Raw genomic sequence first — 17,902 nt, forward strand, 5'->3', positions numbered from 1 at the left:
TTGAAATAATGGTATTGACAAATAAAAGATTATGAGTTAATCACCTTATTCCCATGCCTAAATCAAAAAGTATGCCTGTGAACTGGTCTAATAAACTAAAACCGCAATAAACTTATAAATATTGTGGAGTAGGTGCTATGGCTGAAGGTTTCAAACTGCCGAGATGGTTAAGTTTTGGGTTGGCTTTTCCGTTGTTTATTCTTAATGCTTGGGTATTGCTTGGGGTTATAAAATATCTTCAACCCTTGGTAAATATTGTAATTAGTGCTATATTACTAGCTTTTGTTTTAGAATATCCGATTGGTTTTTTCCAGCGACGAGGGGTAAACCGTAATTTCGCGACTGCGGGTGTGCTGTTATTAGCGATTGTGATCCTTGCGGGTTTGGGAATTACTGTTTTACCGTTAATTCTCGAACAGGTAAATGAATTAGTAAATATATTGCCAAGTTGGATTGATTCTGGTACCCAACAGTTACAGGCTTTTCAAAATTGGGCTGCGACTCAACAGCTACCAATTAATGCAAGTGGCTTACTTCCCGATCTTCTCGATAAGTTATCAAATCAAGTTCAAAGCTTGAGCGGTAGAATCATCGGTTTAGCATTTGGTACAATCGGCAGCGTTTTAAACATTTTGCTGACAGCAGTACTGACTTTGTACATGATTTTAAATGGCGATCGCGTTTGGGAAGGAATTCTCAAATGGTTCCCGCAACGTATTGGTAAGCTCTTAAGCGAGTCTTTAAGTGAAGACTTTCAGAATTACTTTATCGGACAAGCAACTTTAGCTACTATTCTTGCGACGGGGTTAACTTTAGCTTTTGTCGCGTTAAAAGTTCCTTTAAATTTATTATTTGCTTTAGTTATTGGCTTTTTTGCGTTATTCCCTTTCGGTACGGGTATTGGAATTACTTTGGTAAGTTTATTGGTAGGGTTGAAAAACTTTTGGTTGGGAGTCGAAGTTTTAACTGTAGCTGTGGCAATTGACCAGTTTAATTATAACTTCGTAGCACCGCGTATTTTAAGTAAATTTACTGGTTTGAATCCAGTTTGGGTAGTAATTTCTTTGTTAATCGGAGCGAAACTTTTAGGAGTATTAGGATTATTAATTGCAATTCCCTTGGCTAGCTTTATTAAAAGCGTCGCAGATGGCTGGAGAGATGGGGAATTTAATCTGGTGGATGAGAAGGAATTGTCAGAATCAGAGTTAGGAGTGAGGAGTTAGGAATTAGGAGTTATAAAGTAGATAAATAATTAACTAAACACTATGAAGTTAAATCTATAAAAAAATGCCCTACAGTGATTTCAGTCTTAGGAAAGTTAAACAAGATTTTAATCTAACTATTGTTGAGAAAAACACGTTTTTAAATAACATTCAGCCTCAACAGCCTAGTTTTTTTCTAGCTGATTTTATTAATAAATATTTACCATTAGCTTTAGCGTTAAATACCGAGAAAGCTCGCTCCGAAATGTTGATTTGCCCAATTTTACTAGAAATCAAAGAAATTTGTACATCCTCCATTAGCTTATTTTCTGGCAATGATTTTACAGTTGATGCATCGGTAGGGCTTTCTGGAGTCTGTGATTTTTTAATTAGTCTTTCTTCCGAGCAACTTTTTGTAGAAGCACCAGCAGTGGTTGTAGTAGAAGCGAAAAAAGAAGATTTGAATGGTGGTTTAGGACAATGTGTTGCCGAGATGATCGCAGCGCAAAGATTTAACGAACAAAATAATACTTCTATTCCGATTATCTATGGTACCGTTACAACTGGCGATCGCTGGAAGTTTCTGAAAATTGAAAATCAAACCGTAACTATTGGATTAATGGAATATACGCTTCCACCATTAGAACAAATTTTAGGAATTTTAACTAGTTTTATTAAATTTTAGGACTTAGAAAAGCCCCCCTTTCAAAAAGGGAGTTGGGAGATCTTAATTTCTATATACTTATTTTAAGTTAATTTTTCTATAGAATCTAAATTTCAACTTGACCATTGGGAATACTTGATTTTGAATTGCGATCGGTAAAATTCTATGTCTGTAAATCAAATCATCACCGAGCTTACATCCGAAAAAAGCGCGTTAATTCCAGTTTACAAGGAAAAATGGCGTAAAATTGCGCGTTCAACTGAAAGGATTGATCGAGAGAAAGCAGAGTCAGCGGTAAAAGCAGCTTTTAAGTTAATTGGTGAAGTTGAACCGAAAGTCTTTTTCTTTGACAGCATTTTTTCAGCCATTAACGAATATAACGATAACGATGATTTGATTTGCTTTGGTTTAAACGACAATTTATTCCAAAAGCTGAGATTCCCGTTGATTTTAGACTTTAACGAAATACCGGAATGGGAATTTTATAACTTAAATAGATTCCGGGATGCATCCACAAAAGATCCACAACATTTTTTTGAGGAAGAATTACTAGATAATCTGATTGTGGATTTAGAAGATGAAATCTACGACTCCCTGGAAGAACAATGGAATATTACTTATTTTGACTTACTCGAACAAATCGATGAAGAGAAGTTTATTCCGATGGATACTCAGCGGAAGTATATTAAATACGATTTATTAATTGCTGAATGCAGCTACTATGACTTTTGTATTTCCGTCTTAGATTATCCCCACGATGCAAACCGATGGCAGATTTTGCAAGATGTTGTGAAAAATTGTCCTTGGTTTTTCCCCTTTCAGGGTATTTGTTTTATATGCGATCGCCCAATTAAGTTATCCTTCGACGAACAAAACCACCTCCATGCAGATGGTGAAGCTGCGATCAAACACGCTGATGGTTTCAAGGTTTATGCTAATCACGGTGTTTTGTTGCCACACAAGTACGGTACAGTATCGTCATCACAATGGCGATCGCAATGGTTGTTAGAAGAAAGAAATGCCGAATTGAGAAGAGTTTTAGTACAGGGAGTTGGTTACAACCGGATTTGTGAAGAATTGGGTGCAGTTGAATTAGATTCTTGGCAAGAATATAGTTTATTCAAAATTAAGAATTATATAGAAGTAGATGAATGGGCTTCGCAAGATGCTATGGAACCCATGCATTTATTAAAAATGACTTGTCCGAGTACGGGATTTATTCATTTTTTAAGAGTACCTCCAAATATTAATTCTGCTAGAGTTGCGATCGGTTGGGTTAATTGGGGAGTCGATCCAGAAGAATTTGCCGTTCAAACTTGATTGACAAAAAATAAAATTGTAGATTGTGTTAGACGCATTTATGATTTGGGGTTAATTACCGAATGTATATAGCGTCGTAACCCAACATTTTTAGAGGAGAGAGCAACAAAATCCTTGAATTATTTGTTCGTAGTAACGCACCATCAAATTCAAATACAATCAATTTTAGGATATTTTTATTTATCCAAGATGGTGGTGTTGGGTTACGACACTATAGTTAAATTTCTTATAATAATCAAGTTTGGTTTTGGTGTCTAACCCAACCTACAAACTACAAATTTATTCAGTAACGCCTAAAATTTAAATATATAGTATCGTCAGTACTGGAGATAATTGTGGAAGACAGCAGATTCCTACAGTCGCTACAATTAGAAAACTTTCTTTCCTATGGAAGCGAGAGTGAAGAAATTGAACTACAATCGCTGAATGTATTAATTGGTTCAAATGCATCGGGGAAATCGAATTTAATTGAAGCGATCGCATTATTAAAAGCAACACCTATAGATTTACCAGCACCAATTCGTCAAGGTGGAGGTATTTCTAATTTTCTTTGGAAAGGTAGTAAGGAAACTCCAGTAGCTAGAATAAAAGCTATTATAAATTATCCTCAAGGACTTCAACCTTTAAGCTATGAGTTGAAATTGAGTTCTACCCATCAAAAATTAGATATTATTGACGAAACTATAGCAACTAATACTGATACATTTTATAATTATCTTAGTGGTTATTCAATTTTAAAAACTAAGTCAAATAGTTCTACAGAAACACAAATACAGAATTTTACACCGGGTTGGATAAATCCACAGCAATCTATTTTATCTCAAAGAAAAGACCCATATTTATATCCAGAAATATCATATTTAGGTAATAAATTTGCAAATATCTGTTTATATAGAGAATCGCATATTGGGAGATATTCAAAATTAAGAAATCTCCAGAAGACTGATTTACCGGAAAATCCTCTTTTAGAAGATGGAAGTAATCTAGGATTATTTTTAAATCATCTCCAATACCAATTAGGTAACAGAGAAATTATTGAAAAGTTGAGAAAATTTTATGATATAGCAGAAGAACTTATTGTAAAAATATCTGGAGGAACAGTACAGATATATATTCGCGAAGAAGGTTTAATTCAACCGATTCCTGCAACTCGATTATCCGATGGTACGCTTCATTATTTATTTTTAATGGCTTTGCTGTTAGATCCCACTCCACCACCACTTATATGTATTGAAGAACCGGAAATAGGTTTCCATCCAGATATTTTACCTGTTATTGCCGAAATGTTAGTAGAAGCATCTCAAAGAACGCAGTTAATTGTCACAACTCATTCAGATGTTTTGGTTTCTGCTATTCCTCCGGAGTCAGTGTTAGTTTGCGAACGAAGTCAGCAAAAAGGTACTTATTTACGTCGTCTTCAACCCGAACAATTAGAAAATTGGTTAGAAAATTATACCGTTGGAGATTTATGGAGGATGGGTGAAATCGGGGGAACTAGATGGTAAAGGAAATTCGTATTTATATTGAAGGTGGTGGTGATAGTAACAATACAAAGGCTTCGATTCGTAAAGGATTTGGTCAATTTTTTCAAGAATTAGTACAGCTAGCACGAAGCAAAAATATAAAGTGGCAAATTATTATTTGCGGAAGTCGGAATAATGCTTTCCGCGATTTCAAAAATGCTTTAAAATCTCATCCAAATGCTTTTAAGAGTTCCACCAGATATTAATTCTGCTAGAGTTGCGATCGGTTGGGTTAATTGGGGAGTCGATCCAGAAGAATTTAGAGTGCAAACTTGAATAAATTGCCATTATTGTAGGTTGGGTTAGACGCTTTTATAATTTAAGGTTTTAATTACCAAATTTATATAGCGTCGTAACCCAACATCTTTATCTACCGTACATCTGAGTGATATTTTTATTTATCCAAGATGGTGGTGTTGGGTTACGACACCATAGTTAAATTTCTTATAATAATCAAGTTTGATTTTGGTGTCTAACCCAACCTACCAATAAAAAAACCTTACTAGACGCTGAGAGTACAGAGCAAAGAGGTAGAAGAGAGTTAGTTAGCTGATAATTTATAAATAAAAAATATTTTGTCATGTCTGAAAATCCAATTATTACCGAACTGACAGCCAAACAAGAAGCTTTAATTCCAAAATATCGTAATAAATGGCTAAAAATTGCACTTTCAACCGAGATTGATGAAGAGAACGCGACAGAAGCTTTAAAAGCAGCTTATAGTTTTTTTGATACAGAAGCTCCTGAGATTAAATTTTGTGATAGTCCTTATGCTGCTTTGAAAGAATTATATGATATTGGTTGCGATTACTTGGATTTTTCTATTTTATGCGATTTGCGACATCCTTTAATCAATTATCCATACGAAAGCTCTCACAATGCTACTGCTATTGAAGAACGAACGGTAATAGAACGAGAAATACTAAAGATAGTATTGGAACAAAACTATAATATACATTCCCAATTAGAATTAGAAGAAGATTTTGATGAAGAATTTTTGATACCCGATGAACATATGTTGGGTGGAATCCAAACTGATTTTTTAATTGCAGAATGCTGCTTTTATGATTTCTGTATTTCCGTTCTAAAGTTACCTCACAATCAAAAGAAATGGGAAACTTTTAAAAACATAGTCAAACATTGTGGATGGATTTTTGAATACAAAAATATTTGCTTAGTATCCAATCGTCCCACAAAATTATCCTTCGACGAACAAAACAATCTCCACGCAGATGGAAAACCAGCAATCGAATACGCTGACGGTTTCAAGGTTTATGCTCATCACAATGGCGATCGCAATGGTTGCTAGAAGAAACAAACGCAGAAATTATAAGAGTTTTAATTCAAATAATTGGTTACAACAAACTTGAATAAATTGTCATGATCGTAGTTTGGGTTAGACCCTTTTACTATTTAAGGTTGTAATTACCGAATCTACATAGCGTCGTAACCCAACATTTTTAGCCGTCTGAGCAACAAAATCCTAGTGTTGGGTTACGACACTATAGTTAAATTTCTTATAATAATCAAGTTTGATTTTGGTGTCTAACCCAACCGACAAAATAATTTGGTAAAATACAGATAATTACTTATGAGTTAACTATATTTAATCAAACAAAATGCAAATCAGCGATAAGATTCAACAATTAGATTTATTTCAATTATTTAAACCAAATCTAGTAACCATCAAAACTAAATTTACATTTTTAGATTTGTTTGCCGGGATTGGTGGATTTAGAATTCCTCTTTCGGAGCTAGGAGGAATTTGTATGGGTTATTCAGAAATAGATAAAGAAGCTATTAAAACTTATCAGAAAAACTTTGTTACCGATCCAGATTCAAATGAGTTATTTTTAGGAGATATTACCAATATAAATCAACTACCTTTTGATATAGATGTAATTGTAGGGGGAGTTCCTTGTCAACCTTGGTCAATTGCGGGAAAATTAAAAGGTTTGGATGACCCCAGAGGTAAGCTATGGTTAGATGTTTTTCGAGTCGTCGAACTTAATAAACCCAAAGCTTTTATATTTGAAAATGTCAAAGGTTTAACGGAACCGAGAAATAAAGGCAGCCTTAATTATATTATCAGCAATTTGACCACATTAGGTTATGTAGTCAAATATCAAGTATTAAATTCCTATGATTTTGGTTTACCTCAAGATAGAGATCGGATTTTTATTGTTGGGATTAGAAATGATTTAGAAAACTGCTGGGGTTTTACCTTTCCGAAACCTTTAGATAATAAAATAAAACTTTGTGATGTAATTACTGGCATTCAAAAGAGTGATTTTGTCAAGAAAAAGTTTTCTCCTAAAATTTTATTTGAAGGTGGCAAAGTACCAGCTTCGAGAGGTAGATTTCAAAAAGTAGATGAACTAAATGATTTTTTTACTTTTGCTGATATTAGAGATGGACATACCACCGTTCATTCTTGGGATTTAACAGAGACAAGCGATCGAGAAAAGTTAATTTGCAAAGTAATTTTAAAAAATAGAAGAAAAAAAATCTATGGACCCAAAGACGGTAATCCTTTAAGTTTTGAGGTTTTAGAAAAATTAATCCCCAATCTCGATCCACAAGAACTAGATAGTTTGGTTCAAAAAGAGATTCTGCGATCGGTTGAAGATAAAGGATATGAATTTGCTAACTCTAAAATTTCTTCAGGAATTAATGGAATATCTAAAATATTTTTACCTCAGAGTAATGCGATCGCAACTTTAACAGCTACGGGAACTAGAGATTTTGTAGCAACAGTATCTCTAGAATGTCAAGAACCAGAATTATATAAGCAAAGTTTTATTCAGAAAATTTATCTACCCTATAAATTTAAACCTTTAACAGCCCAAGATTATGCGAAATTACAAGGATTTCCAGAATCTTTCCAAATAGCTGATAGTGAAACAACAGGAAAACATCAATTTGGTAATGCGGTTTCAGTTCCTGTTGTTTATAATTTAGCGAAAGTATTGCTTAAATTTATTTTATAATTTTTATTATATGACAGCGATTAGCTCTAATACTCGAATTCAAATAAAAGGTTATTTAGAGGGGTTTATTCAAGGGCTTATAGATGAGTATAAGGGACGCGAAATCCTAAAACCTGATAATGCAGAAGAGTATTTATCACGATTTTCATCTAAAGGAGAGCTAAAACCATTTCAAGCAGCATTAATTCCTCCAGCATTAATACGCATCAATCAATTTGAACGCGGTTTGAGTACAAGACTAGGAAATTCTATTGAAGAATGCGCTCGTTTGATTGCTTTAGAATACCATCAAAAAGCGCGTCGAGGTTACGATGTGAAAGCAGATGTAAGTCTTGCAGCATTTGCAGAAGCCGAACGTCAAAAAGAAAATTATGAATCATCAACTAAGACAGGAAAAGCTAAACCAACCTTAGAAAAAATGATAGCAGCAGTACTCCAACTTAGACGCTCTAATGATTTAGAAAGAAAAAGTGTTCGTACAGATTTATATATTTTAGCAAAAGATGGAACAGAATATTTCTTGGAAATTAAAGCTCCAAAACCTAATAAAGGACAATGTTTAGAAGTTACACAACGTTTGCTCAGATTTCACTTACTACGTGGTCAATCTCGTCCTCAAGTCAAAGCTTATTATGCTATGCCTTATAATCCTTACGGAGAAACAAAAGCTGATTACAAATGGTCATATGCAAAAAATTATATGCCTTTTAATGATGCCGTAATTATTGGTTCGGAGTTTTGGAATATTGTTGGAGGAGAAACTGCTTATCAAGAATTATTAGAGATTTATTTAGAAGTTGGAAACGAAAAAAGTAAGCATATGCTTGATACTTTAGCTTTTGGATTTGAATAATAATTTTGAAACATGAATCTTCTTTACAGCCAAGTAAACCAAGTTCGTAAGTGTAGGTTGGGTTAGACGCATTTATGATTTGGGGTTAATTACCGAATGTATATAGCGTCGTAACCCAACATCTTTAGCTGTCTGAGCAACAAAATCCTAGTGTTGGGTTACGACACCATAGGTAAAATTTCTCGTTACAATCAAATTTGATTTTGGTGTCTAACCCAACCTACAAGAATAAATCTTTTATAAAAAACAGCATATATATGTCCCAACAGATTATATCAAAAAAAATAATTAAATTTAGACAACCTTTTTATACAGGCAATTAAATAACGTAATTCCGTTGATTAAATGACATTATTTGCATTATTAATGATGCTATTCTCAACATAGAAGATTTTTGTATTTTTTTATTACAATACATAGAGTCAAAGCGCTAATTTAAATCTGAAAATATTGAGTTTGGTTAAGCAAAAAATAGTTGATACAAAAATTAAACATTTAAATCCGTATTTAAACCCTTGAATAATCCGACATCTTTATCTAGCGTACATCTGAGTGATATTTTTATTTATCCAAGATGGTGGTGTTGAATTACGACACTACAAACTTATATATACGACTCAAAAAAACTCTGCGGCACTCTGCGTTTACCTCCGCGCTCCTCTGCATTCCAAAAATATTTAAGATAAGAAAGTATTTTATTTTACTCTAAATAACTAAAAATAGTATTTATATTGAGAAAAACCAGCTATTATATAAACCACGATTGTAAAAAATACAGCTTTTAACCTGTAGTCAACTTGATATAAAAAGGTTAAAATCCTTACTACAAACCTAAATAAACTTTGAATAACTTCCGGATAATCACGATCCTTGGGTTATCATCATATATTATCAGCTTGCAATCTGTATCCTTCATCCATGACTGCATCTAAAAACCAAAATACGACAACGATCGTTGACCATCGCACGGTAGATATCAGTAAGCTGAGTCAAATGTACCAGCATTATGTTGAAACCAAGGAAAAACATCCTCATGCGGTGCTGTTTTATCGGGTGGGTGATTTTTTTGAATGTTATTTTGAAGATGCTGTAACTTTAGCCCAGGAGTTAGAACTCGTCTTAACTAGTAAGCAAGCTGGTGCTGATGTGGGACGGGTGGCTATGAGTGGTGTCCCCCACCATTCTTGGGAACGTCATGCGACTGGGTTGGTGGAAAAAGGTTATGCTGTGGTAATTTGCGACCAGGTGGAAGATGCATCCCAGGTAACTGGTGGTCGTTTGGTGAAAAGGGAAATTACCCGGATTCTGACTCCCGGTACTCTCCTCGAAGATGGAATGTTGAAGGCAAGTCGGAATAATTATTTAGCCGCTGTGGTAATTGCGGGGGATAATTGGGGTTTGGCTTATGCTGATATTTCTACGGGTGAATTCCTTACTACTCAAACCAACGATTTGCAGCATTTAACTCAAGAGTTGATGCGATTGCAGCCGAGTGAGGTATTATTCCCGACCAATGCTCCGGATTTAGGTGCGCTACTTAGACCTGGTGAAAAGTCTAATAGTTTACCCGAATGTTTACCACGGTCTTTTTGTTATTCATTGCGATCGCAAGTTCCTTTTACGAGCGCAGAAGCAAGAAGCCGATTACTACAAAAGTTCAAACTCCGCTCTTTGGAAGGAGTTGGTTGCGACCATCTACCTTTAGCCGTTCGCGCTGCTGGTGGTTTGTTGGAATATTTAGAGGAAACCCAAAAGGAAAATCAGATTCCTTTACAGCCTTTACGGACTTATACTTTTAGTGATTTTCTAGTTGTAGATTATCAAACAAGGCGTAATCTAGAAATTACCCAGACAATTCGCGATGGTACTTATCACGGTTCCCTGCTGTGGGCAATGAATCGGACGACTACGGCTATGGGGGGACGGGCTTTACGACGATGGTTATTGCAGCCGTTATTAGATGTCAAGGGGATTCGCTCAAGGCAAGATACGGTACAGGAGTTGATCGAAAATACAACTTTACGTCAAGATTTGCGCGGGTTATTAAAACAAATTTACGATTTGGAAAGGTTATCTGGACGTGCTGGTTCGGGAACTGCTAATGCTAGGGATTTATCAGCTTTGGCGGATTCTTTATCTAAGTTACCGCAGTTCGGCGATTTAGTTAAAGATGCTCGTTCTCCTTTTCTCAAGGCTTTACAAAAGGTTCCCCCAGGAATGGAAGAATTAGCCCAGAAAATCCAGACTCATATTGTCGAATCTCCACCGATACAGATCAAGGAAGGTGGTTTAATTCGTGCGGGAATAAATCCTTTATTAGATGAAAGACGCAGTTTGGTAGAAGAAGACCAAAAATGGATTGCGAATTTAGAAATTGACGAAAGGGAAAGGACGGGAATTCTCAGATTAAAGGTAGGTTTTAACAAGACGTTTGGTTACTACCTCAGCGTTTCTCGCGCTCAAGCCGAACAAGTTCCCGATAATTACATTCGCAAGCAGACTTTAACTAATGAAGAACGCTACATTACTCCGGAGTTAAAGGAGAGGGAAGCCAGAATTCTCACCGCAAGAGATGATTTGAATAAGTTGGAATATGACATCTTACTAGCTTTACGGGAAGAAGTGGGTTCCCAAGCCGAAGTGATTCGCAATATTTCCCGTGCTGTAGCAGCAGCAGATGTATTGTGCGGTTTAGCTGAATTAGCGGTATTTCAAGGTTATTGTCGTCCCTCTATGATTGAAGGACGAGAAATATCAATTATTGACGGAAGACATCCAGTGGTAGAACAGTCTTTACCCGCTGGTTTCTTTGTGCCAAATTCTACTTATTTAGGTAGGGAAGAAAATCAAGATCGAAATCAAGAGCAAAATTCTCCAGATTTAATTATTTTAACTGGTCCCAATGCTAGCGGTAAAAGTTGTTACCTGCGTCAGGTGGGATTAATTCAGCTAATGGCACAGATTGGAAGCTTTATCCCAGCCACATCGGCGACTTTGGGAGTTTGCGATCGCGTTTTCACCCGCGTAGGTGCGGTGGATGATTTAGCTACCGGACAATCTACTTTTATGGTGGAAATGAACGAGACGGCAAATATTCTCAACCATGCAACGTCAAGGTCTTTGGTATTATTAGATGAAATTGGTCGAGGTACGGCGACTTTTGATGGTTTATCGATCGCATGGGCTGTAGGAGAATATATTGCCACGGATCTTCTAGCCAGAACAATTTTTGCTACCCATTATCACGAATTGAATGAATTAGCTTCTTTATTAAATAACGTTGCTAATTATCAGGTGACGGTGAAAGAAATGCCAGACCAAATTATCTTTTTACATCAAGTTCAACCCGGTGGTGCTGATAAATCCTATGGTATTGAAGCGGGAAGATTGGCCGGTTTACCAGCAAAGGTAATCAAGCGAGCTAAACAGGTAATGGGACAAATTGAACAGCATAGTAAAATCGCGATCGGTTTGAAGTCCTTGGATTAAGTATTGTTGATTAACATTGCTTTCCTTGCAGATACAGCAGATTTCATTTAAGTGAGGTACACATCATATCGTTTTAAGGCAGGGAGCAGGGGGAATGTACCTCATCTACTTACAAATGCTGTACATATCCTTTATCATTATTATTCTTAATTTAATAATTTCTTCTGAGTAGGGAACAAGGAACAATAAAAATCAAAACACTTTTTACATCCGATTCAATTTCCCTTTATTCCCTCTCCCTTCCTTGCTTACAGATACTGTGCTAGAGTTTTAATTAGCGTTGTTTTTGGTACTGCACCGACAACCGTATCGACTTGCCGACCGCCTTTAAATACTATCAGCGTTGGAATGCTGCGAATACCATAGTGACTGGCAACAGTAGGATTTTGATCTGTGTTTAATTTCACTACTTTTACTTGTCCTTCATATTCCCCAGCTACTTCGTCTACCACCGGAGCAACCATCCGACAAGGACCGCACCAAGGGGCCCAAAAGTCTACCAATACCGGAACTTGGCTTTCGAGGACTTCTTGCTTAAAAGTGGCTTCTGTCACATTCGTAATGGATGACATAACTGTCCTCCTCATTAATAATATTTTTATAATTCGATAAAATCGAATAATTAAACTATAGACGTTTTTAAGATAAGCTGCAACTATGAGATTTCTTTATCATCCAGAGAGAAAAAATATATATTTAGCGGGGGTGCTTTATGCTTTAGGAGACCCGGTGAGGTTGGAGATTGTGCGACAGCTAGCGATGAAAAAAGAGCAATGCTGCGGTGACTTTAATTTTGCGATCGCGAAGTCAACCATGTCCAATCATTTTAAGATTTTGCGAGAGTCGGGGGTAGTCTTGACACGTAAAGAAGGGACCCAGCATATTAATATGTTGCGAAGCGAAGATTTAGAAGAATCGTTTCCAGGATTATTGGAAGCTATATTGAATTCCGCACAGCCATTTACAATTTGTCCAGAAGTTGTCGAGCAAACTGTTTAAATTGGGAATTGGGAATTGGTAATTGGGGGTTATTAAGTGCTAAATTTTTCCTACAGCATTAGTAAAGTTGCTCAATCCTAATTTTGCTCGATTAAAGTTAGCGTTTGTGAGGTTGGAATTTTGGAAGGATGTTACTGAATAAGTTGTAATTTGTTTGAGAGTATAGTTAAGGGAAATTAGAGTTAATCCGATGTAAGTTAATGATAAAAGATTTAAAATAAATCCCCAAAACAGATTTTGGGTAGTCAGAAAAGCAATTGCTCTGGTTCCGATTAAGAAAGCGAATCCATAGGTAATAACTGTACCTGCTACAGATAAAATAATTAGGATAAATCCTTTTTTAAAATAAAAGCTAGTAAATGCGATGATTAAGGCTCCTATAACAGCGGATGCAATTGCAACTTGGGGATTTTTTCCACCTGCAATTCCACCATAGAAAAATCCTAAAATAGCACCGGAAGTAGTACCCGAAGCGATTGTAGCAATACGTTTTAAGATTGATTTACGAACCAAACTCATTACAGCACAAACGATTCCGGCAATTCCCAAACTGATAGATAAAGCGACACCATATCCCCAAACTGGACTTTCTGGAGTTCTTTCTATGACCCCGAATATCATTTGACTAACTGCATGAAAGACGATAATAGCTGTAATTAATGTCAGAATTATTAAACAGAGAAATATTTGAGGTGGTTGACCAGCTTTAACATTCTCAAAATTAGCTTCTCGTAATGAAGCATAACTAAAATTGCAACCGCGAATATCTGAATAGCTAAAATTAGCACCGTCAAGATTTTGACCTTTAAAACAACGGTTTTTTAAATCGCGATCGCAAAAGTTTAGATTTTGATTCATATACAATAATCAGTTATCAATTATCAATGTCTAATTATAGAAAATATATATATGCAACAGGAACTGGTTTCCTGCTACTATTACCATTAATATTTTACAGTTGGTGGTGTTTTTCCCGTCCATCTCAAACTAATTCCGAGCAACAATTATTCAAAGGTATTGCTTACAAACGCGATTATGATTCGACGATACGTCCAACTATAATTCATACTGTAACTATCGATCTATCAACACCGGGAATAAAAGTGTTGGTAACTCCCCCGCAAAATATTGGTAAAAATAGTATAACTTCGCGATCGACTTCGCAATTTTTGCAAGAATTCCAACTGCAATTAGCTATCAACGCTAATTATTTCCATCCTTTCCGCGAAAATACCTTTTGGGATTATTATCCTCATAGTGGAGATACAACTTCTGCGATCGGACAAGCAATTTCTAATGGAAAGCATTATGCTTCTTCGGATCGCAATTGGGGAGTTTTGTGTATTTCTCTTAATAATCGCGCTCAAATTTTAGCTAATGGAAATTGTCCTATAAATACGCTGCAAGGTGTTGCGGGTAAAGATATTCTCATTGTTGATGGGAAAGTAGTAAATCCCAAGTTAGATGAAGATCAACCTTATCCACGAGTTGCAGTTGCGACTAACAAAGCCGGAAATATGCTGTGGTTGATTGCTGTGGATGGTAAACAACCGCTGTATAGCGAAGGTGTTACCGTTGCAGAATTAACTCGTATTGCCAGCAAACTGGGTGCATATACAGCCCTCAGTTTAGATGGTGGTGGTTCAACTACATTAGTAGTGGCAAAGAATAATCAACCAAAGCTGCTCAATGCACCAATTCATACTAAACTACCTATGCGCGAGCGTCCAATTGCTAACCATTTGGGTTTCTACGCAGATAAATTGTAATTTTTGAAACTTTTTTTACTTCTTATACCTCTCTACTTAGTAAGGTGAGGTTAAATTATCCAAAATGATACCTTACCTTGCAACTTTGAATTAATTAAATGATTATTACAAAGCCTTGGTAAGAGCTGCGGTACTTTCTAAGTAACAGTTAAACTAGTTCATATTAGATAGAGTTAAAGGGGCAATTAAATGATTCAAGAGCGCGACTATACATTAATAATTGACAAAAGCGGCAGTATGTCCACCCCCGATCAAGCTGGTGGTAGAAGCCGATGGGAGATAATGCAGGAGTCCACCCTTGCTTTAGCGAGAAAGTGCGAGCAGTTTGACCCCGATGGAATGACGGTTTACCTGTTTTCTGGTAAATTCAAGCGTTACGATGATGTGACTTCCGATAAAATCGCGCAGATATTTATGGAAAATGACCCTGCGGGTACGACAAATTTAGCAGCAGTACTCAAAGACGCAACTGAGAATTACTTTAAGCGTAAAGCAGCAGGTCAAACTAAGACCAACGGGGAAACTATTTTAGTTGTAACTGATGGTGAACCAGACGATAGAAAAGCGGTTTTTGAGGTAATTATTAACGCTTCTCGTCAGATGGAAAAAGATGAGGAGTTAGGTATATCTATTGTACAAGTTGGTTCGGACGCTCAAGCAACAAAATTTCTCAAAGCTTTAGACGACCAAATGGAATCAATTGGAGCAAAGTTTGATATTTGCGATACGGTGACTTTAGATGATATGGAAGATATGAGTCTTGCAGAGATATTGACGAATGCAATTACTGATTAAGTGAGTAAAAATCGGAGAATTAATCGATGTTAGAAAATCGCGATTATACCTTAATTATTGATAAAAGCGGTAGTATGGCAACTCCCGACCAAAAGGGTGGTAGAACTAGATGGGTAACAGCACAGGAATCAACTTTTGCTTTAGCGAGTAAATGCGAGCAATTCGACCCAGATGGAATTACTGTTTATACTTTTTCCGGTAGATTTAAAAGATATGAAAATGTCACATCTAATAAAGTGACACAAATTTACCAAGAAAACGATCCTTCCGGAACTACTGATTTGGCTTCGGTACTAAAACACGCTACCGATAATTATTTTCAACGGAAAGCTGCGGGTGAAACCAAGCCGAATGGTGAAACTATCTTAGTAATTACCGATGGTGAACCAGACGATCGCAAAGCGGTAATGAAGACAATTATCGAAGCTTCTCGTCGTATGGAGCGGGATGAGGAATTAGCAATTTCCTTTATTCAAGTTGGTACGGATGCACAAGCTACTCGCTTTCTCAAAGTATTGGATGATGAATTGCAAAGTGCTGGAGCAAAATTTGATATCTGTGACACGATTACAATGGATGATATGGAAGATTATAGTCTTTCAGAAGTGTTGCTCAACGCAATTGTTGATTAGTTATGCCAATTAATCGGAATTAAGCAGATGGATTCCATTGATAAATTGTTGTCCGAACTCAAAGCTGAATATGACAAACCAGCTACTCCAGCAAGAAAAATCGAGGAAGTTGAGAAAACCAAGAAAGTCAAACTTGACTCAACTCCATCTTTTTTGTCATTACCAGTTAAAGAAGATGCAGTAGATAGTATTTTATCTCAAGTTAAGCAAGATTTTGAGCAAAAACAATTATTAGAAGATATTCAAAAACAACAAGAAGTTGAAGAGGAAAAAATTAGACAGGAGCAGCTAAAAGCAAAACAATTAGAAACGTTAAAAAAACAAGCTAAAGAATGGTTAGAAAAATTAGAACCATTATCCACCGAAGGACTTTGGTTTGAAAGCTTTGCTAAAAGTTACGATTCACAATTAGAAGCAGCAATTGAATATTTGCATCCCCACTAATCACCGTTCACCTTTAAATGTTTTGCACCCCATTCATGCATTGCATTCAGAATTGGCTGTAAACTTTCTCCCAAAGGTGTGAGTGAATATTCAACTTTTGGGGGAATTTCTGCATAAACTTGTCGATGTACTATTCCATGTTCTTCCATTTCCCTTAATTGCTGAGTCAGCATTTTTTGGGTGATTCCAAGTAAAGCACGCTGTAATTCTCCAAAACGTTTTACACCTGGGAGTAGTTCTCTGATAATTAATACTTTCCAACGTCCTCCGATAATTTTAAGTGTAGTTTCTACTTCACAACTAACCATTTTTTTATCGTTTTCTGCTTTTGTTTTCATAGTTATTTTTTCGCTTTTATTTTTCTATGAATAAATTAAATAACAGACTTGCTCGATCAAAATTTGAAATTGTGATTTCACAGGGTTTGAGATGTAGCAATGCGGAGATCTCTACATGGGTGTAAATAAATAATAATTCGTGAGCTAATTTTATCTAGAAGTGGCTTTTAAAAATTTATTCACAAGGTTATTGAAAGAACTTTTTAACTGATGCTTGCGATGCCATCTTTGAAAAGCAGCTTCATAATCTTCACCTTTAGTTTGAAAAGTATTCCAGCCATCCAAACCGACAAGCAGACCCCAAGATAATACAATATAAAGCGACCAGTTAATACCACCACCCGTGAGCAAATCCATAAATACTAAAAAAGTGTTGAAGATAAAATAATTACCAGCACGCTTTTTGAATCTTCTTTGACGGTGGAGGTTAAAAGCTTGTCGATGCTGTATTTCACCTTGTTTTGCAACCCAATCGTCTTCTGCTAATCTGAGAGTTTCCGGGGAGATATCCAACTCAGATGCAATCTCCAAAAGTACTTCATGAGAAAACTCCTTATCATCATCAGCTTGACGTGCGATCGCTAACTGCAAAATCTGCTGTACGTCTTCTTGGCTATAGCAACGATTAATTTTATCTCCCGAATTCGCCATAATACTGATCTCTTGTATTACTTTTAATAGAGAATTTCTTTCTCCAGCACAGAGTACTGCCATTTCTAGAGTAACAAATCAGTAGAAAGTTAAGAAATTTTAGATTTTAAATTACCCTGCGGGAAGACGCTTCCGCGTCAATGGATTTTAGATTGAGCAGAAATAATTATCGGTTAGGAGTTACTATCCCTTGTCCCCCATCCTAAGTATTCGGAACTGAAACTGTAGTCTGT

The 17,902-nt window shown here is 36.1% G+C and carries 18 protein-coding genes; 14 read left to right on the forward strand and 4 right to left on the reverse strand.

From position 1 onward, the window contains the following. The first annotated feature begins 137 nt into the window (after positions 1–137). From VB797_RS11670 to mutS, 9 genes are all read left to right on the forward strand, one after another. On the forward strand, positions 138–1,223 hold the full coding sequence (locus VB797_RS11670) for an AI-2E family transporter (RefSeq protein ID WP_323237846.1): 1,086 nt from the start codon (positions 138–140) through the stop codon (positions 1,221–1,223). A gap of 64 nt (positions 1,224–1,287) precedes the next feature. Then, a complete protein-coding gene (locus VB797_RS11675; RefSeq protein WP_323237847.1) occupies positions 1,288–1,887 on the forward strand; it encodes a hypothetical protein in 600 nt (199 codons plus the stop codon). A gap of 144 nt (positions 1,888–2,031) precedes the next feature. After that, positions 2,032–3,186 (forward strand): DUF6745 domain-containing protein, encoded by a 1,155-nt coding sequence (locus VB797_RS11680; protein ID WP_323237848.1) that lies wholly within the window; start codon positions 2,032–2,034, stop codon positions 3,184–3,186. Positions 3,187–3,521: 335 nt separating this feature from the next. Next, positions 3,522–4,691 carry an AAA family ATPase gene (locus VB797_RS11685; RefSeq protein WP_323237849.1) on the forward strand — a complete coding sequence of 390 codons (1,170 nt, stop codon included), beginning with the start codon at positions 3,522–3,524 and terminating at the stop codon, positions 4,689–4,691. After that, positions 4,685–4,915, forward strand: a complete 231-nt coding sequence (locus tag VB797_RS11690) for a hypothetical protein (protein ID WP_323237850.1) — start codon at positions 4,685–4,687, stop codon at positions 4,913–4,915. The genes VB797_RS11685 and VB797_RS11690 overlap by 7 nt, the downstream gene beginning before the upstream one ends. Before the next feature lie 374 nt (positions 4,916–5,289). Further along, entirely contained in the window at positions 5,290–6,018 is a 729-nt protein-coding gene (locus VB797_RS11695) for a DUF6745 domain-containing protein (protein WP_323237851.1), read from the forward strand. Between the two features lie 310 nt (positions 6,019–6,328). Continuing rightward, on the forward strand, positions 6,329–7,699 hold the full coding sequence (locus VB797_RS11700; RefSeq protein ID WP_323237852.1) for a DNA cytosine methyltransferase: 1,371 nt from the start codon (positions 6,329–6,331) through the stop codon (positions 7,697–7,699). Positions 7,700–7,709: 10 nt separating this feature from the next. Continuing rightward, complete coding sequence (locus VB797_RS11705) at positions 7,710–8,552, forward strand: TdeIII family type II restriction endonuclease (RefSeq protein ID WP_323237853.1); 843 nt, start codon at positions 7,710–7,712, stop codon at positions 8,550–8,552. 918 nt (positions 8,553–9,470) lie between these two features. Continuing rightward, on the forward strand, positions 9,471–12,041 hold the full coding sequence (gene mutS, locus VB797_RS11710) for a DNA mismatch repair protein MutS (protein WP_323237854.1): 2,571 nt from the start codon (positions 9,471–9,473) through the stop codon (positions 12,039–12,041). Between the two features lie 248 nt (positions 12,042–12,289). On the opposite strand, the gene trxA is transcribed toward mutS, so the two are convergent. Next, on the reverse strand, positions 12,290–12,613 hold the full coding sequence (trxA, locus tag VB797_RS11715) for a thioredoxin (RefSeq protein ID WP_323237855.1): 324 nt from the start codon (positions 12,611–12,613) through the stop codon (positions 12,290–12,292). Between the two features lie 85 nt (positions 12,614–12,698). Between trxA and VB797_RS11720 the strand changes: the two genes are divergently transcribed. After that, positions 12,699–13,040 (forward strand): ArsR/SmtB family transcription factor, encoded by a 342-nt coding sequence (locus VB797_RS11720; protein ID WP_323237856.1) that lies wholly within the window; start codon positions 12,699–12,701, stop codon positions 13,038–13,040. Between the two features lie 39 nt (positions 13,041–13,079). Here the strand turns inward: VB797_RS11720 and VB797_RS11725 are convergent, their stop codons facing one another. Then, entirely contained in the window at positions 13,080–13,898 is an 819-nt protein-coding gene (locus tag VB797_RS11725) for a pentapeptide repeat-containing protein (RefSeq protein ID WP_323237857.1), read from the reverse strand. A gap of 26 nt (positions 13,899–13,924) precedes the next feature. Between VB797_RS11725 and VB797_RS11730 the strand changes: the two genes are divergently transcribed. From VB797_RS11730 to VB797_RS11745, 4 genes are all read left to right on the forward strand, one after another. Next, on the forward strand, positions 13,925–14,809 hold the full coding sequence (locus VB797_RS11730; protein ID WP_323237858.1) for a phosphodiester glycosidase family protein: 885 nt from the start codon (positions 13,925–13,927) through the stop codon (positions 14,807–14,809). A 189-nt stretch (positions 14,810–14,998) separates the two neighbouring features. Beyond that, a complete protein-coding gene (locus VB797_RS11735; protein WP_323237859.1) occupies positions 14,999–15,604 on the forward strand; it encodes a VWA domain-containing protein in 606 nt (201 codons plus the stop codon). A gap of 26 nt (positions 15,605–15,630) precedes the next feature. Beyond that, a complete protein-coding gene (locus VB797_RS11740) occupies positions 15,631–16,236 on the forward strand; it encodes a VWA domain-containing protein (protein WP_323237860.1) in 606 nt (201 codons plus the stop codon). 27 nt (positions 16,237–16,263) lie between these two features. Continuing rightward, the gene (locus tag VB797_RS11745) at positions 16,264–16,680 is read left to right on the forward strand and encodes a salt stress protein, Slr1339 family (protein WP_323237861.1); all 417 of its coding nucleotides are present in this window, start codon (positions 16,264–16,266) and stop codon (positions 16,678–16,680) included. Here VB797_RS11745 and VB797_RS11750 read toward each other — a convergent pair. Together VB797_RS11750 and VB797_RS11755 are read right to left on the reverse strand one after the other, a co-directional pair. Further along, on the reverse strand, positions 16,677–17,018 hold the full coding sequence (locus VB797_RS11750) for a helix-turn-helix domain-containing protein (RefSeq protein ID WP_323237862.1): 342 nt from the start codon (positions 17,016–17,018) through the stop codon (positions 16,677–16,679). The genes VB797_RS11745 and VB797_RS11750 overlap by 4 nt on opposite strands. Before the next feature lie 150 nt (positions 17,019–17,168). Beyond that, positions 17,169–17,669: a 2TM domain-containing protein gene (locus tag VB797_RS11755; RefSeq protein ID WP_323237863.1), complete on the reverse strand. Its 501-nt coding sequence runs from the start codon at positions 17,667–17,669 to the stop codon at positions 17,169–17,171. Positions 17,670–17,902 lie beyond the last annotated feature (233 nt).

It is taken from the genome of Rivularia sp. UHCC 0363, from assembly GCF_034931125.1.
In the GTDB taxonomy this organism is placed as follows: domain Bacteria; phylum Cyanobacteriota; class Cyanobacteriia; order Cyanobacteriales; family Nostocaceae; genus Rivularia.

What these genes read in the sequence shown, in the direction of transcription:
- VB797_RS11755 (WP_323237863.1), bottom strand. Translation starts at nt 17,669, where the DNA reads ATGGCGAATTCGGGAGATAAAATTAATCGTTGCTATAGCCAAGAAGAC.
- VB797_RS11700 (WP_323237852.1), top strand. Translation starts at nt 6,329, where the DNA reads ATGCAAATCAGCGATAAGATTCAACAATTAGATTTATTTCAATTATTT.
- VB797_RS11720 (WP_323237856.1), top strand. Translation starts at nt 12,699, where the DNA reads ATGAGATTTCTTTATCATCCAGAGAGAAAAAATATATATTTAGCGGGG.
- VB797_RS11735 (WP_323237859.1), top strand. Translation starts at nt 14,999, where the DNA reads ATGATTCAAGAGCGCGACTATACATTAATAATTGACAAAAGCGGCAGT.
- VB797_RS11730 (WP_323237858.1), top strand. Translation starts at nt 13,925, where the DNA reads ATGTCTAATTATAGAAAATATATATATGCAACAGGAACTGGTTTCCTG.
- VB797_RS11690 (WP_323237850.1), top strand. Translation starts at nt 4,685, where the DNA reads ATGGTAAAGGAAATTCGTATTTATATTGAAGGTGGTGGTGATAGTAAC.
- trxA (WP_323237855.1), bottom strand. Translation starts at nt 12,613, where the DNA reads ATGTCATCCATTACGAATGTGACAGAAGCCACTTTTAAGCAAGAAGTC.
- VB797_RS11695 (WP_323237851.1), top strand. Translation starts at nt 5,290, where the DNA reads ATGTCTGAAAATCCAATTATTACCGAACTGACAGCCAAACAAGAAGCT.
- VB797_RS11675 (WP_323237847.1), top strand. Translation starts at nt 1,288, where the DNA reads ATGCCCTACAGTGATTTCAGTCTTAGGAAAGTTAAACAAGATTTTAAT.
- VB797_RS11745 (WP_323237861.1), top strand. Translation starts at nt 16,264, where the DNA reads ATGGATTCCATTGATAAATTGTTGTCCGAACTCAAAGCTGAATATGAC.
- VB797_RS11750 (WP_323237862.1), bottom strand. Translation starts at nt 17,018, where the DNA reads ATGAAAACAAAAGCAGAAAACGATAAAAAAATGGTTAGTTGTGAAGTA.
- VB797_RS11680 (WP_323237848.1), top strand. Translation starts at nt 2,032, where the DNA reads ATGTCTGTAAATCAAATCATCACCGAGCTTACATCCGAAAAAAGCGCG.
- VB797_RS11705 (WP_323237853.1), top strand. Translation starts at nt 7,710, where the DNA reads ATGACAGCGATTAGCTCTAATACTCGAATTCAAATAAAAGGTTATTTA.
- VB797_RS11725 (WP_323237857.1), bottom strand. Translation starts at nt 13,898, where the DNA reads ATGAATCAAAATCTAAACTTTTGCGATCGCGATTTAAAAAACCGTTGT.
- VB797_RS11670 (WP_323237846.1), top strand. Translation starts at nt 138, where the DNA reads ATGGCTGAAGGTTTCAAACTGCCGAGATGGTTAAGTTTTGGGTTGGCT.
- VB797_RS11740 (WP_323237860.1), top strand. Translation starts at nt 15,631, where the DNA reads ATGTTAGAAAATCGCGATTATACCTTAATTATTGATAAAAGCGGTAGT.
- mutS (WP_323237854.1), top strand. Translation starts at nt 9,471, where the DNA reads ATGACTGCATCTAAAAACCAAAATACGACAACGATCGTTGACCATCGC.